The organism is Aquibacillus kalidii (assembly GCF_014280935.1).
Lineage (GTDB): Bacteria > Bacillota > Bacilli > Bacillales > Amphibacillaceae > Aquibacillus_D > Aquibacillus_D kalidii.
In genome coordinates this window covers 1-15320 of record NZ_JACLZI010000037.1, presented here as the reverse complement: position 1 = coordinate 15320, position 15320 = coordinate 1, and the positions used below count along the sequence as shown (strand labels likewise).

At 34.2% G+C, this 15320-nt stretch carries 17 protein-coding genes, 1 pseudogene and 1 other annotated feature; of the genes and pseudogenes, 17 read left to right on the top strand and 1 reads right to left on the bottom strand.

What is annotated here, in order from left to right; all coding sequences use genetic code 11:
- Positions 1–16: 16 nt before the first annotated feature.
- The 17 genes and pseudogenes from H7K77_RS10130 to H7K77_RS10060 all read left to right on the top strand — a co-directional run bounded on the left by H7K77_RS10130 (position 17) and on the right by H7K77_RS10060 (position 13779).
- On the top strand, positions 17–763 hold the full coding sequence (locus tag H7K77_RS10130) for a methionine ABC transporter ATP-binding protein (protein WP_186577724.1): 747 nt from the start codon (positions 17–19) through the stop codon (positions 761–763).
- On the top strand, positions 756–1418 hold the full coding sequence (locus H7K77_RS10125) for a methionine ABC transporter permease (RefSeq protein WP_186577723.1): 663 nt from the start codon (positions 756–758) through the stop codon (positions 1416–1418). The genes H7K77_RS10130 and H7K77_RS10125 overlap by 8 nt, the downstream gene beginning before the upstream one ends.
- Before the next feature lie 33 nt (positions 1419–1451).
- Positions 1452–2294, top strand: coding sequence for a MetQ/NlpA family ABC transporter substrate-binding protein (locus H7K77_RS10120; protein ID WP_186577722.1), 843 nt, complete (start codon positions 1452–1454; stop codon positions 2292–2294).
- Between the two features lie 816 nt (positions 2295–3110).
- Positions 3111–3245: a hypothetical protein gene (locus tag H7K77_RS21515; RefSeq protein WP_268911907.1), complete on the top strand. Its 135-nt coding sequence runs from the start codon at positions 3111–3113 to the stop codon at positions 3243–3245.
- Between the two features lie 125 nt (positions 3246–3370).
- Positions 3371–3718, top strand: a complete 348-nt coding sequence (locus H7K77_RS10115; RefSeq protein ID WP_186577844.1) for a VOC family protein — start codon at positions 3371–3373, stop codon at positions 3716–3718.
- A gap of 119 nt (positions 3719–3837) precedes the next feature.
- Positions 3838–4437 carry a class I SAM-dependent methyltransferase gene (locus H7K77_RS10110; protein ID WP_186577721.1) on the top strand — a complete coding sequence of 200 codons (600 nt, stop codon included), beginning with the start codon at positions 3838–3840 and terminating at the stop codon, positions 4435–4437.
- A 336-nt stretch (positions 4438–4773) separates the two neighbouring features.
- A complete protein-coding gene (locus tag H7K77_RS10105) occupies positions 4774–5178 on the top strand; it encodes a hypothetical protein (RefSeq protein ID WP_186577720.1) in 405 nt (134 codons plus the stop codon).
- Positions 5179–5384: 206 nt separating this feature from the next.
- Positions 5385–5918: a hypothetical protein gene (locus H7K77_RS10100; RefSeq protein ID WP_222599313.1), complete on the top strand. Its 534-nt coding sequence runs from the start codon at positions 5385–5387 to the stop codon at positions 5916–5918.
- Positions 5919–6038: 120 nt separating this feature from the next.
- Positions 6039–6173: a hypothetical protein gene (locus H7K77_RS21510; protein ID WP_268911906.1), complete on the top strand. Its 135-nt coding sequence runs from the start codon at positions 6039–6041 to the stop codon at positions 6171–6173.
- A gap of 237 nt (positions 6174–6410) precedes the next feature.
- A pseudogene (locus H7K77_RS10095) lies at positions 6411–6995 on the top strand (DUF5694 domain-containing protein).
- 221 nt (positions 6996–7216) lie between these two features.
- Positions 7217–7678: a hypothetical protein gene (locus H7K77_RS10090; protein ID WP_186577717.1), complete on the top strand. Its 462-nt coding sequence runs from the start codon at positions 7217–7219 to the stop codon at positions 7676–7678.
- A 255-nt stretch (positions 7679–7933) separates the two neighbouring features.
- Positions 7934–9370, top strand: coding sequence for a pyridoxal phosphate-dependent decarboxylase family protein (locus H7K77_RS10085; protein ID WP_186577716.1), 1437 nt, complete (start codon positions 7934–7936; stop codon positions 9368–9370).
- Positions 9371–9795: 425 nt separating this feature from the next.
- Complete coding sequence (locus H7K77_RS10080; protein ID WP_186577715.1) at positions 9796–10512, top strand: ferredoxin reductase domain-containing protein; 717 nt, start codon at positions 9796–9798, stop codon at positions 10510–10512.
- A gap of 320 nt (positions 10513–10832) precedes the next feature.
- Positions 10833–11339, top strand: a complete 507-nt coding sequence (locus H7K77_RS10075) for a nucleoside deaminase (protein ID WP_407926429.1) — start codon at positions 10833–10835, stop codon at positions 11337–11339.
- Positions 11340–11450: 111 nt separating this feature from the next.
- Entirely contained in the window at positions 11451–11795 is a 345-nt protein-coding gene (locus H7K77_RS10070; protein WP_186577714.1) for a hypothetical protein, read from the top strand.
- 108 nt (positions 11796–11903) lie between these two features.
- Positions 11904–12125: a binding site (T-box leader), on the top strand.
- Positions 12126–12165: 40 nt separating this feature from the next.
- Positions 12166–12867, top strand: coding sequence for a class I SAM-dependent methyltransferase (locus tag H7K77_RS10065; RefSeq protein ID WP_186577713.1), 702 nt, complete (start codon positions 12166–12168; stop codon positions 12865–12867).
- A 372-nt stretch (positions 12868–13239) separates the two neighbouring features.
- Positions 13240–13779, top strand: coding sequence for a GNAT family N-acetyltransferase (locus H7K77_RS10060; protein ID WP_186577712.1), 540 nt, complete (start codon positions 13240–13242; stop codon positions 13777–13779).
- A 399-nt stretch (positions 13780–14178) separates the two neighbouring features.
- Here H7K77_RS10060 and H7K77_RS10050 read toward each other — a convergent pair.
- On the bottom strand, positions 14179–15320 hold a 1142-nt coding region (locus tag H7K77_RS10050), incomplete at its 5' end, for an IS256 family transposase (RefSeq protein WP_186577711.1).

The window sequence follows — 15320 nt, the reverse complement described above, 5'->3', positions numbered from 1 at the left end:
GGAAGGGGGTTTTTTTATGATTAAATTGAAAAATGTAACGAAAAGCTTTTCACAGTTTTCGGCTATAAAGTCGACATCTTTAACAATACATAAAGGTGAGATTTATGGGATTATTGGTGCAAGCGGAGCTGGGAAGTCAACATTACTGAGATTAATGAATTTGTTGGAAATCCCAGATAACGGGGAAGTAGAAGTTAATGGTCAATGTTTAACGGAGATGACTAGCAAACAACTTCGACATGCACGTCAATCAATTGGGATGATTTTTCAACACTTTAATCTCGTAGCAAATAAATCGGTTTATGATAATGTTGCGGTACCATTAGAAATTGCAAAATTTCCAAAGCAGAAACTTCGGAACCGAGTGGTTGAGTGTCTTCAATTCGTTGGGTTGGAGAGTTTACAGGATAAATACCCTGCGGAATTAAGTGGGGGACAAAAGCAGCGTGTTGCGATTGCAAGAGCATTGGCAAACCAACCGCAGGTCTTATTATGTGACGAACCAACTTCATCTCTTGATCCCAACACAACTGCTGAAATATTAGGTGTATTAGAAAATATTAATAAACGTCTTGGAGTAACCATAGTTATAGTTAGCCATGAGATGGAGGTTATTAAGAGTATATGTAATCGAGTCTCTGTAATGGCTGAAGGAGAATGCTACGACACGCTATCAGTAGAACCGTCAGGAATTCAACATCTAAACAGTAGTCCACAATGGTTTGTAACACAATTAACTAAGGCTGGTGATGACGATGCCTGAGATATTAGTTCAATACCAAGCAGAGATTTGGCAAGCTATAGTAGAAACGTTTATAATGGTTGGTGTTTCTATTTTAGCAGCTGTATTGATTGGACTACCGGTAGGAACATTGTTATTTCTTAGTAGAAAAGGCAATATTCTCGAAAACCGGATTATCTTTTCATCATTAAATTTAGTAGTAAATATCATACGCTCTTTTCCATTTTTACTTTTAGTCGTATTTTTAATTCCATTCACAAGATTAATAATTGGGACTGCAATAGGTACTGCGGCAGCAACTGTACCGTTATCTATCATTGCAATTGCTCATTATTCGCGATTAGTTGAACAATCTTTATTGGATATACCAAAAGGTGTCCTGGAAGCAGCTATCTCTATGGGAGCATCTGTTAAAGGAATTATCATCAAATTTCTATATGTGGAAGCTCGTTCTGGACTCGTTCTAGGATTAACGACATCAATCATAAGTTTTATTTCCTATTCAACTATTATGGGTGTAGTCGGAGGCGGTGGGATCGGCGATTTTGCGATTCGATATGGTTACCAACAATTTAAAACAGATTTAATGGTGTATATGATTATTATTATGGTCATATTAGTACAGTTCATACAATTCACTGGTACAACTGTATCCAGATTAATTGACAAAAGATAGAAGATAAAAAGAGAATAGTAGGGGGAATCACAAATGAAAAAGACATTACTTTTTCTAGTAACATTGTTTCTAATCGTTTTAACAGCCTGTAGCCAGGAAAATAATGAAACAACTAAGAATAATGAAGAAACACAAACGGAACCAAAAACAGAGGAAGAAGTAACATTAAAAGTTGCTTCATTAATACCGCCAATGACGGAAATACTTGAGCTCGTCAAACCAAAATTAAAAGAAGAAGGTATTAACCTTGAGATGGTTGTACTTAGTGATAATGTGCAACCTAATACCGCTCTTGCAGCAAAAGAAGTAGATGCTAATTTCTTTCAACATGTTCCTTATATGGAGGAATTCAATAAAAATAATGATGCAGAGTTAGTTCCTGTAAAACCAATCTACTTTGCGAACTATGGTGTGTATTCAAAAGAATTCAGTTCAATGGATGAATTACCTGAAGGATCTGTAGTTGCAATTGCAAATGATAGCTCTAATATTGATCGTTCTTTAGCATTGCTAGCTCAACATGAAGTGATTACGTTAAAAGAAAAAACAGGTTCTTTCTATACACAAGCTGATATTATAGAAAATCCGAAAAACTATAAGTTTGAGGAAGTAGACTTGTTAATGCTAGCAAGAATGTATGATGATGCAGATGCTGTTGTCATGACCCCTGCTTATGCAGCACCACTTGGATTGACACCTAAAAGTGATGCTTTGCTTACAGAAGGGATAGATAATGAATTTGCTATCACATTGATTGCGCGTAAAGATAATGCTGATTCAGAGCCAATTCAAAAGTTAGCTGAAGCGATGACTAGTCCTGAGATACGTGAGTTTTTAGAAGAAAATTATAACGAAACTGCCATTCCGGCATTCTAAATAACAAAAAGACCATTCTAGTAGCTGTACATACACGAGAATGGTCTTTTCTATGTTTTAAAATGTTTATAACCTAATTATTGGTATAGGACGTTTGTAAGAAAATTAAGAAATTTCACGCAACTGACATGGAAGGATATTTAAATAAATTAAGTAGTGTTAAAAAATGGTATTTCTCGATCATATCCCATTCCTATGATGAATTCTACAGGAAAGAACATTGGGTGTCATCCTATATTGTTATGCATATAGTATAGGGTTAAGAAAAGGAGTGCCGTGATGCAAAATTATCCACACTTGAATTATCCGGCTACTTTACCACCTGTCATGTTAACTATTCAAATATTAGTTATTTCGTAACGCCGGCTAAAAAGTAAACATTTAAATTGTAAGGTGCTTTCCTTTAGGAGAGTACTTTTTTTATGGAGGCGTTTTTCGTAAACTTTGTCGTTTCTTTTATTGTAAACATATGAAAAAATACGTCATAACGAGTTAGTGATCTCCGCTCCGGGCAGTCGCTTTCCGCGGGCAACGCTTCAGCTTCCTCGGAAGAAGACCGCTTCCTCCGGGATCTTCAGCTGTTGCTTTTCCCGCTGGAGTCGACTGTCCGCCACTACAATCACCGCTAATAAAAGGATGTACTTTTGTATCTTACAAACCTCGGCGAGCAGTGAAATTCAGTCGCACAATCTATCTTTTACTTTATATTGTGACAAAAGCAGCAGTAGTTGTGATAAGAAGCTTATGTAATAACGAATAATTTATGCTTTTTGCTAAAAACTAACTTAATTAAATATATTATTGGAGGGAATATGGATGGCTAGGGAAGAAAAGTTGAATGAAGAGGCCGCACTTAATAATAATTTGGGTTCTTCTACATTAAGAATGAATGACGATACTGAAACACAACATCAAAAGTCTAAGGGAAAACAATCTGCAAAAAAAAAATAACAGATGAGTTAGTGAAAAAAGGAAGGAGCATCTAGTAGATGATTCTTCCTTTTTTTGTTAAAAAGAAAGGAATTGAGTTAGTTGTGCCGAATGTATTATACAAAAAAACAAATGGAGGAATTATTATGAATCCTATTTCAGCTAAAATCAACGGCGTCTTTGTCCCGGTAAGTAACATAGAAAGTGCTCGTGATTGGTATTGTGATTTGTTAGGTTTGCCAGCAGATGGCGAAATCTTCTTTGGGCATATTTACGTGCTTCCATTAACAGGTACCAATATTATTCTGGACAGTAAAATTTATAGTCCAGATAACGTGTATAATATTCCGGCCTTACAATTACATACGGAATCTATTAAACAAGCATATGAGTTTATGCGAAAGAAGAAGGTGGAGTTAGTTACAGAAATCGAGAATGGCCATTGGTTTAATTTTAAAGACCCTGATGGTAATTTAATAATGGTTTGTGAATGACTATGGAGTTGAAATAGACGATTATGTTTGAGATATTGGCTCTCATTGATGAATTGTCATAAAGCAAAACAAGTATTTTTATCGTAAACTAAAATTCTGATGTGTATAGGTGGTATGAGGTGAACTTGTTAAAAAAGTTGATTGGTCAAGCTAAAAATCCGAGTGGGAGATTAGGTTCATTCATGTTAAAAATAATGAATGTTGCACACTCAAATATGAATAAATGGGCATTTGAATACATTGTGGTCAAAGATAATGCTATGATTTTAGACATAGGATGTGGTGGAGGAAAAACTATACAATTATTATCCCAGTTGAGAAAAGATGGGAAGATATATGGTATAGATTATTCCCAACAGGCAGTAACGGATTCTATAAGAGCCAATCATCATGATGTTGAAACAGGGAAAGTTGATATTAGGAGAGCAAGTGTAGCCAACCTCCCGTTTCAAAGAGATGCTTTTGATATCATTACTGCTTTTCAAACACATTACTTTTGGGACGATATAGAGAAGGGTTTAAAAGAAATTTTTAGAGTATTGAAATCAGAAGGCTGTTTCTTAATTGTTGCGGAGACATATAAAATGAATTATCACATGCACTCCTATAAAACAAAAGAAGAGATGGAGATATTGTTAAGGGAAATAGGATTTAAAAGAGTTAAGATTTTTGAAAATAAAAATAAGAAGTTTATTTGTATTCAGGCTATAAAAGGGTAAACCAGGATTACCACAGTTAGTTTGATTTCTCAGTTAAGATTCCGAAAATAACCTCTCAATGAAAGGTTGTACTCAAAAGGAATCTTCTTTCTTTATTGCTAGGGATACAGGTAAAAGCACCCTCATCCATGTACGCTGCTAGAGAATCCCTTCACCTCCCTACGAAAAATTTCCTAAATCACTTCCTTCACCGCACTACCTTTATCTCGCACAGTCAGTCCAGTCCGTACGTCGCTAACCAACGCTCTGTGAGGTTTGTTCTTTCCTTTTATAATATTATAAAATCAAACTAGCTTTATGAAATATATTTACTTGTTAAAGGAGGAAATCTTTATTTTGTATAAAAGAAAATGGATTATCCTAGCAATTCCAATCGTATTAGTTTTAATTTTCATATTAACTTTTATCCCTCATAAAGTTGTTAAGATAGACCCAAACAATGTATCAAAAATAACCGTATTTGATGGAAACACGGGGAACGAAATTGAGATCACTGATAATAATGATATTAGCCATATTATCAATAATTTGAACAACGTTACTTTTCAAAAAGAGAAACTATCAATCGGTTACATGGGTTTTAATTTTAGAGCAACCATTTTTGATAGCAAAGGAAACGAAATTAAGAGTTTAATAATAAACTCAAGTAAAACAATAAGATATAGAGGGTTCTTTTACAGGTCGACAAACATTCCTATTGATTATAATTATATCGAAAAGTTAGTTGAACCAATACAGTAGATCAAAACCATTTTATTAACCATTCATTTAATAGATGTAAAGAGTAAGCAACGAAAATAGAAGTCGTATCCTTTGATGGATTTTAATCAATAGCATACCGACAGTTGGCAATGTGCAGGAGTAAAAAACTACTGGAAAATATTTGTTGGTGGCTAAGGAAATAAGAAAGGGGTATGAAAAAACAATCGATACTTTGTATTTCCTAAGTGAAGAACCTGATAGGGTTGAAAAAGTATATCAAGAGATCGTCAATTTTGGCGATCTTTTCCTTTTTAATGGGAATTTGTGGTAAAGTAGTATACCTAGATAGTAAAGAATGGTTTGAGGTGTATGGAATGAAAAAAACAAATTGGTTAATTTTTGGTATTATAATTTTTTTGATTTTTATAGGCTGGTTATTATTTCTAAAGATCACGGATGATACTTATGAAGGGATGTCTATTATTCCAGAGAAAACGGATGACATACCGTTGTTCGAGGGTTTAAAACCCACTCAATCCAATTATGTTATCGATGGAAACCGTTGGGTTGATATATATGAGTATTACTTAAGAGAGCTCCCTAGCTTAGATTGGAATCTGGATTACGAAGGATCTGCACTCCAAGATAGTGATACAGAAAATGATTGGAGTGGCTTTCATTCTAGCTGGATAAAAACTGGCTTTGATGGGGAATTAAGTATTGCAGCTTATTATAATCAATATGAAGATCGAACAGAGGTCAGTTTTGACAAAAGATAAATACATAACGCAACGACTTGGATTGAAAAAGTCCCGGAGAGTATTTGTATTTATAAAAGTTCAACAGACAAAAAATGTTCTCAGATAACAGATAAAATTAAAATTCAACAAATTGTTGGATTGATTAACGACGCGATTGATTGGAAGGGAGAAGTAATGCCACGTAATGAATCAAGTATAATTGAGTTTGGGACTATGGACGTAGAGGTTAAGTATGAAAACAAAAAGGAAATCTACTTTCAATCGGGTAAGTGAACAAAATTAATGAAACCAGAACAAGAGTTCTTCCAACTAACAAACCTATCAAGGTAATTATTACTCTAAAGCCTAAAGTGGAAAAAGAGTTGCTTAGAAGTATTAGATGGAAAACTAGTAGAACTTACATTGTTAGGGGAGAAGAATTTGGAAAGAGAAATTATACTAGTTGGCACTTATCATTTTGAACAATATGAAGAACTGATAGAAAAGAAAGAAAATGATATAAAAGAGTTGGTGGAATATTTAGCAGATTTCAAACCTGAAAAAGTAGCTTTAGAGTGGGATATTTTAAAAGAAAAAGAACTAAATAAAGAATATCAACAAATAGATGGAGGATATTCAAGCAATGAAATTCACCAGGTTGGATTTGGGTTAGCTAACAGTTTAGGACATGATAAAGTATATGCAGTTGATTCACCTGGTCAAATTTCATCCGCAGATATGATTGAACTAAATCAAACAATCCAAAATTCCTATCCTGAAATAGCACATAAAATGAAAAACATTCAACAAAACACCCCTGATATTAGTTTAGACACGCCATTGATAGAATCATATAAAAAACTAAATGACAAAAAGTCTACAAAAGCACTGGAAGAAGTGTATTTGTCATTTGTTGTTATAACAGACAAAAATGGTAGAAAGGTTGGTTTTAATTTCTTGCAGAAATAGATGGAAAGGGAACTATTGATTTTTAAGAATATTATTGAGACCAACAATCCTGACGAACGCATACTACTCATAATTGGCAGTGACCATCTATGGTTGTTAAGAAAGTTGTTTGAAGGACATGGATGGAGTGTGACAAATCCATTTTAGTTGAGCGTGAGCCTGTTAGTACCTTACAAGTGAGGGACTTTGACTATTTAAGAGATGTGGTTCCGGCTAATTGGGCAGGGGATTGGTTTCGGTTTTTCAACCCTGTTTTTTGTTTTTTTAGCTTTATCGTCTAACATAAATAAATCTGAGACAGTCTTTATTTTTTGATTTGTGAGATATTACACTTATTAGCTTTAAGCACATAAAAGGCGGGGACAGATGTGGAAAAAGGTAATGGAATTAAGCTTCTTCAATATCTTGGGGATTTAGTGATTTTTCTAGTATTGGGATTTTTTACTGCATTATATAGTTTCATCTTCCATTTGTTATGGGCTGGAAATGTTATTACAGTAGATATGCCATACGAAGAGTACATGACAATGCCCTTTCATGATTACATAGGCTTTTTTTTAGTAGGTAGCATTGTTCTATATCTTTATATTCACTTTTTGTTTGGCAATCAGATATACAAAAAGATAAAACTTTATTTATTAACCGTTATACTCGGATTCTCCATGTTGGCTGGAGTTGCGGAGGTACTCATAATGGTGTTTTTCTTTAAAGATATGCCAATAGAAATTTATATTTCTCAATTATCGATATTAATCTTCTCTCTACTCATGCTAGTTGTTATTATAACGAGACTTCGAGGTTTATTTAAAAAAGAACGTAATCAGGAGTAGTGAAGTTAATTGGGAGTGAGAATGGGCGATAAGAAATATAATAGTGAATTTTAATGGTGGGATGATACTTAATGAAATATTCAATTAGCTACAACTTCATGATAATATTAACGTTTTATACGGAATGAACTTCGTATTATTCATGGAATCAACTTTAAGGACAAGAATATCTTTTTAAAAAGAAATAAAAATTTAGGGTAGAGAATCAATACTGTTTCCTGGGAAGTTTAATTTACATAAGAATAGAGGTGAAAAATGAATATTGAATTATTACCTGATAACTCGTTTGTTTTGCCAAATGGAGAGAATATTGAATCAGTAAAAAAATTAATAGATACAGTTATTAATTTAATAGTTGAAAATTCCTCCCAAGCTCAAAATAGGACTGCGATACCAACACCAGAAGAGTTTGCTTTGACTAACTTTTCTTACGAGGGATTGACAAATGAGGAAATCGTTAAAGAACTTCAATACATAATAAATGGATCAATGAATCCACTATCTTCAAGCTATATTGGTCATATGGATTCAATACCAACTTTAATTTCCTGCTTAGGTGAGTTTGTATCAACATCCTTAAATAACAATTTATTAAGTCTGGAAATGTCTCCAGTATTTTCACAAATGGAAGTTGAAGTTCTCAAGCATATAGCCAGTTTATTTGGCTATGATGACCACAGTGGAGGTGTAATGACTAGCGGTGGAAGTTTAGCTAATCTACAAGCATTAACAGTCGCAAGAAACAAAAAATTAAATGTTAAAAAATATGGTCTTATTGCTCTTACAAAACAACCTGTCATTTTAGTTTCAGAAGATAGTCATACCTCGATAATTAAGGTGGCTAGTGTAATTGGTATTGGGAGCTTAAATGTAGTTCCGGTTGAGGTCAATTCAAAATCTCAGATGGATGTAGTAGATTTAGAGGCTAAAATAAAACATCTAAAACAAGACGGGAAATATCCATTTGCAGTTGTAGCAACGGCTGGAACGACTGTGACTGGAAATATAGACCCTATCGAATCCATTTTTGAAGTAGCTAATAAATACGATCTTTGGCTGCACGTTGATGCTGCATATGCTGGTGCTCTTGTCTTTTCTAAAGATAAACGTCAACTTCTAAAAGGAATCAATCGTGCGGACTCTATTACATTTAATCCACAAAAATGGATGTATGTCGCCAAAACGTGTGCGATGGTTCTATTTAAAGATCTCGAGTTATTAGAAAAAGAATTTCGCATTTCTGCTCCTTATATGAATGAAACAGATTTTACAAACTTAGGGGAGATTAGCGTTCAGGGGACAAGGCACGCTGATATATTGAAATTGTATCTTTCCATTCAACATATTGGTTTAAGAGGGTACGACAATCTTATCAAGGAGTCTTATAAATTAGTTGACTACTTCCTATATGAGATCAAGCAACGGTCATTTTTAGAGTTAGCTAGTGTGCCTGAAACTAATTTAATATGTTTCAGAGGAAAACCTTCTCAGTTAGACGAAACGAAATGGGATGATTGGAATTTAGAATTACAGCAATTTCTGTTAAAAGAAATAAATACTTTTCTATCTCTACCGAGTTACAAAGGAAACCGATGGCTAAGAACGGTACTACTTAATCCACTTATCAATGAAGATATAATCAAAGAGTTATTTGCAAAAGTTGATGAGTTTTACATGAATTCAAATTCCTAAAAAACTATAAATAAAGGAATGGTGAAAGGATACACTGAAAGGGTGCTTATCCAGACCATGAGATACAGGCTCCGTTTCGTCAAAGAATGGAAATTTTTTATAGTATTATTGTTGAGTCTATTTAAAGCGGAAAATAGTATATGGGGTGAACGGAATGATTTTTTTATCGGAGTAATTTTAATAGTATTTTTATTTGATTTTACAAGACTTAGGAAACAAAACGATTGGATAATAGAACAAAACGAAAAGGTAATTTCTTTATTAGAAGAAATTAATAGCGTAAACCTTTAATAATAAAACTCTTAAACAAATGGGGGAGATTGTGGAATATTAAGTAATATTCGTATGTTTTTAATTGAGAATTATTATCACTTGTTGTATACTTGATAGTAACGATCCATTTGATGGAGTAAGGAGAATGTACAATGCAAATTTATTGGACCAAAATAAATAAGGTTATTAAGGAAACACCAGAGGTTAATACATATTTACTCGACTGTCCGAAAGAGTTTACATGGGAAGAAGGTTCCCACACCCACTTTGCACTGGAAGGTTTCAATGCCGGAGAAAAGCCAAATCGTAGTCTAATTCGCCACATGTCGATCTCCACTTTACCGCACGAAAATTCAATCGGTATCACAACACGCATCAAAGAGCAGTGCTCTGAATTTAAGTCGATTTTAAGAAATCTTGGAGTCGGTGATGAAGTTGCCATCTTTAAAACTCATTCGAATGTACCGCTAAAAAGAGAAAATAAAAATGTTTACCTGTTATCGTCAGGTGTTGGCCTAGCAACATTCAGACCACTTGTACTTGATTATTTCGAAAGTGCTGATAATGTCAATCAAATTCATTCCTTGAATATCGATTCATCAAAAGATTTCTTATTTACTAATGTTTTTGAATCTGCATCTGACAAGAAGTTTACAGCACAGTTCGTCGATAACCGTAAAGACTATTATGAAGAAGTGAAAAATCTTGCTGCAGACAAGGATGGTCTCTTTTATGTTGTTGGCAGTGATGAGTTCCTTGTGCAGAACATTGAAGTACTGCGTGAGCAGAACATCAAGCCAGAACAGATTATGCTTGATAAGCATGAGCAACAACTGCCTGAATTTTTATCATTAGATTTGTCAATTTAAACGAGATAAAATATTGCCATGGTAAAGACCAAATAGATGTTCATTAACAGTGTGCAATGGTTGAACGCAATAAGGGCTGTCCAATATGGTCGACCTTATTGCGTTCATTTATCTAAAAAAGAAACGAATCACATTATTTGGATTCGTTTTTTTGTATATAAGTAGATGTTAATATAAACAATGCCATTATACATAAAATAAATCCTAATATAGCCAATAACAAAGAAATCTTGCCGTATGAACCCTTCATAGGAAGGAAGGGTATAGCTACTAATTAGTCGAAAATAGAAGTAATCTTAAATCTCAGAGGGGAAGCTACGATGATGGATAAAGATAGTTATTATTTAGAGATGGCACTAAATGAAGCTGAACAATCATTGGAGGAGAATACATATCCGATAGGTGCAGTCATCGTTGATGAGATTTTTAATTTAATATCAAAGGGTAGAAATAGAGTTCACCCACAACAAGATGCAACAGCCCATGCAGAGATTGATGCTATCAGAAGTGCTGGTCAAGCAATTTTAAATGCGAAAGTTAATCGAGAGAAATTTACAATCTATACGTCATTGGAGCCCTGTCCAATGTGTACTGGTGGTATCTTATTTGCGAACATAAAAAAAGTAGTTTGGATGATAAATGATGATTTAGGTTTTGGTGGATACAGAAAAATTAAAGACGCAAATGTTTTTGATGACAGATTTAGCGAAGTAGTATTAATAGAAGAGCCTTTTGAGGATTTAAAAAAGAAACAAATAAACCTAATGGAGAGATGGTCAATAAATTCAAATAACATTGTTAATTTACGAAAAGCTGTAAATGAGTAATTCCTATTCTAGTAACGGGTGGCGAATATTGTAAAAGGGATTGTTGATGCGGTAGCTCCTATTGTATTAAAGAAGTCGGATTATTTAATAAATTAGGGGGGGGATTACCATATGTCAAAAAGCAAGATATTCTTCATTATTACAACTATAACTATTACGTTGATAGGTTGTTCTCAGATCGAAGAAGGAACTTTTATTCAAGGTGACATAACTGAGATTAATGAAAAAAGTGGAGATATGGAAATCGAAATCGAAGCATGGTCAACAGTTAGCCAGCAAGGAACTACTAACAAAATATATAGTTTTAAAAAGAAGGCAAAATCACAAACTATTCGGGTTTCCAATCCAGAAGATTATGATGAAGGGCAAAAAATATCGGTAAAAGTTTTCAAAAATTATGCTGAAGATGTCTGGGATTTAGATAGATTAAAATTTGAAGTAGAAGAGGTAAATTAGAATATTGCGTAACGGGTCAAATGTGTAACAGAGTATGTATTTTCTTTAGAAAAAAAGATTGACAAATAAAACCAACACATTTAAAATAAGGGAAATTTAAACAATTAGGAAAACGCTATGATTGGGAGTATTAAGGTTTATTTATTGTATAGAGAGCTGTCGGTTGGTGAAAGACAGTCAATAGAATCCCCAACTCGCCCATGAGTGGTAAGGCTGATAATAGGTCTTAACGGTTGACTTCCGTAATCGGTTATGAAGAGGGTTTGGTATTTTATAAATATTAAACCAAAAAGAGTGGTACCATGTCAGTATAAGCCTGTCGTCTCTTATGAGATGAGGGGCTTTTTTATTTTTTATAGGAGGAGTTAGGATGGCTACTACAAATTGGCAAAGACAAGACGTTACACAACATTATTTAGAACAAGTTAGAGGGGGAATTCCCTTTGGGGCTGAGCAAGCTAAAGTAATGCTCCAAGTTGTTAATCATTTCACAACAAATCCTAAGAGAATTATGGACTTGGGCTGCGGTAATGGTTTTTTAGCTGAACTTTTACTTAAAACATATCCTGATGCTTCTGCTCTACTATTAGACCATTCTGAACCGATGATTCAGGAAGCCCATAAACATATGAGTGAATATAGCGACCGTTGTGAGATTATTCATGGTGATTTCAGTCAATCAATTAAAAAATATGCAGAACAAAATTCAGTTGATTGTATTGTTTCTGGTTTTGCAATTCATCATCTTACACATGAAAAGAAAAAAGAACTTTACCTTGATATATATAATCTGTTATCAGAAGGTGGTGTTTTTGTAAATATTGAGCATGTTGCATCCGCAACTTCCGAAATTGAAAGATTGCACGATGAGCTTTTTATTGACTACCTTGCTTCGCATAACGATAAAAATAGAGATGAAGTTGCTAAGGAACATTACAATCGACCAGATAAGGAAGATAATATTCTTGAAAGAGTAGATATACAAGTGGAGTGGCTTAGACATATTGGATTTAAACATGCAGATTGTTATTTTAAATGGATGGAGCTTGCTGTTTTTGGGGGTGTGAAATAAGGCGATTCCCAATAATTTTACTGTTCAACTAAGCATGCGTTTGTTAAAGTTGGCATGGGTTCAAGCTAATTATTTTTCTGAATAGTACAACGGATACTACGCAGAAAATAATTTTTGAAAAAACAAATCCTTATTATCTTCTGGTAAGATTTTTGTACAGAAATTTCCGACATTGTGAATTGTTGAAGAAGGAACTGGGCGATTGTTAATCAAATTTATTAAATGGATTGCTTAAAGTAGGTGAGATTTTGTCAGATAGGAAATTATGCGGCAACTCTGATTGTGTTAAAGGGGAGAAGAGTTAAATAAGATTTAGCTTAATCTTTGAAAGTAAATTTAAGTAATTAGAAATAAGTTTTGGGAGATAGAGAGATGAAAACAAATAAATTACCGATAGTTCAATTAAGAGAGTTAACTCTTGAAGACGTGGAAGACCGTTATCAATGGTGTTTAGATAAAGAATTGACGGAACACTTAAATATGCCAAAGAAATACCCACCTTTTAGCAGAGAAGAAACTCGAAATTGGATTGAAATGTGTATACACAAGACAAATGGATATGAACAAAAAGCCATCCTAACAGAAGAGGGAAAACACATTGGGTGGGTTGATTTAAAGAACATAGATAAATTAAATAAACACGCTGAATTAGGTATTGCGATTGGCGATAAAAACTATTGGGGCAAAGGTTTTGGACTTGCAGCAATGAAAGAAATGCTCTTATGGGGATTTAATGAATTAGAGCTAAATAAAATTTGGCTAAGAGTTGAAGTGGATAATGAAAAAGCCATCAAATCTTACCAACGAGCAGGCTATGTAGAAGAGGGAATTTTAAGACAAGACAGACTACGAAACGGAGAGTTTGTTGACCGTTTAAGAATGAGTATTCTTAAACAAGATTTCTTTAATTAACGGATGCAAAAGTGGAATAAGAAGTTGTTTATTCGGCAGCTTCTATTGTGTTATATGGCAGTAAATTATGTTAGGCAAGAAAAAGGAGTAATTAGGAGGAACAAAATTGGATATTGAACAAAAATTATATAAAACAGCAAAAGAACTGATTGAAAAAAGATACCCTACTGGCTGGGGTGGTGCACCAAAGTATCTGTTACTGAACTAAATGGTGATGTAATATCGTCATAACTTTGCAGAAATTTGTTTTTGGAAAACCTGATGGTTCGTAGTTAGTCCGTACCTGTTGTCGAACTAACGGGATGCAAGAGTTGAATAAAGAATTGATTGTAAACTAAAGAAACCACTAATAAATTAGTAGGTTCTTTAGTTGGGCTTGTCAAGAAAAGTGTGTAAGTTTTAAATATATTTTAAAACCCTACTCTCCAATTTATCATGGATGAGTAGTTGATTCATGACCATGGACCAGTTTTGAATGTGGCCACCGTTCCACTTTTTCTCCAGTTCTTTTGTACGTAAAAATAAGACTTTCAGTAGAGCGTTCTCGTTGGGGAATGCTCCTTTTTTTGTGACTTTTCTGAAGCTGGAATGGATGCTTTCTACGGCGTTAGTGGTGTACATAATCTTACGAATGGCACTACCATAATCATAGAGCTGCTCGACATGGTGAAAGTTCCTTATCCACACATCAATGGCACCTGGATAAGCAGACCACTGCTGTTTAAAGGCTTCAAATGCACTTTGGCATGCTTTTAAACTTTGAGCTCCATAGACTTTCTTCAAAGAAGCTGTAAATGCTTTATAATCTTTGCTTGGGACATATTTAATAGCGTTTCGAATTAAATGAACGATGCATCTTTGAACGGTAACGTCAGGAAATATGGCACGGGCTCCTTCTTCTAAGCCACTTACGCCATCCATAGAAATAAAGAAAATATCTTCAATCCCTCTAGCTTTTAACTCATCAAATATCTGCATCCATTTATGCTTACTTTCTGTTTCATTCAGCCACAGACCTAGAATATCCTTCTTTCCATCTATCGTATAACCTAAAATGGTGTAGACTGCATATTTCTTTGTCTCATATTGATTCCTAATCGTTGTGTACATACAGTCGACAAATAGGAAAGCGTAGCAGTTGCTTAATGGGCGTGTCTGCCACTCTTCCAGTTCAGGTAGAACTGCATCTGTAATATCTGAAATCATTTCATGGGATACAGAAAAACCATAAATGTCCTCAACGGTGGCGGAAATATCTCGCTGCGACATTCCCCTCGCATACATAGAAATGACCTTATTCTCCATTTCCGAAACATCTTTTTGACGTTTTGGTATTAAATACGGTTCAAACGACCCATCACGATCTCTAGGAACGGATATTTCCACTTCTCCAGCTGTTGTTTTCACCGACTTTTTCCCGTATCCATTTCGTCTATTTGACGTTTCTTTTTCTCCTTTATCATTGGATTCATACCCCAAGTGATGGTTCATTTCACCTTTTAACATCGCTTCAAACATCGGGCCGAATATATCTTTTAAAG

Coding starts and splice junctions, on each gene's coding strand:
- H7K77_RS10085 (WP_186577716.1), top strand. CDS start 7,934: ATGAATATTGAATTATTACCTGATAACTCGTTTGTTTTGCCAAATGGA.
- H7K77_RS10080 (WP_186577715.1), top strand. CDS start 9,796: ATGCAAATTTATTGGACCAAAATAAATAAGGTTATTAAGGAAACACCA.
- H7K77_RS10130 (WP_186577724.1), top strand. CDS start 17: ATGATTAAATTGAAAAATGTAACGAAAAGCTTTTCACAGTTTTCGGCT.
- H7K77_RS10075 (WP_407926429.1), top strand. CDS start 10,833: ATGATGGATAAAGATAGTTATTATTTAGAGATGGCACTAAATGAAGCT.
- H7K77_RS10065 (WP_186577713.1), top strand. CDS start 12,166: ATGGCTACTACAAATTGGCAAAGACAAGACGTTACACAACATTATTTA.
- H7K77_RS10070 (WP_186577714.1), top strand. CDS start 11,451: ATGTCAAAAAGCAAGATATTCTTCATTATTACAACTATAACTATTACG.
- H7K77_RS10120 (WP_186577722.1), top strand. CDS start 1,452: ATGAAAAAGACATTACTTTTTCTAGTAACATTGTTTCTAATCGTTTTA.
- H7K77_RS21515 (WP_268911907.1), top strand. CDS start 3,111: ATGGCTAGGGAAGAAAAGTTGAATGAAGAGGCCGCACTTAATAATAAT.
- H7K77_RS10060 (WP_186577712.1), top strand. CDS start 13,240: ATGAAAACAAATAAATTACCGATAGTTCAATTAAGAGAGTTAACTCTT.
- H7K77_RS10115 (WP_186577844.1), top strand. CDS start 3,371: ATGAATCCTATTTCAGCTAAAATCAACGGCGTCTTTGTCCCGGTAAGT.
- H7K77_RS10125 (WP_186577723.1), top strand. CDS start 756: ATGCCTGAGATATTAGTTCAATACCAAGCAGAGATTTGGCAAGCTATA.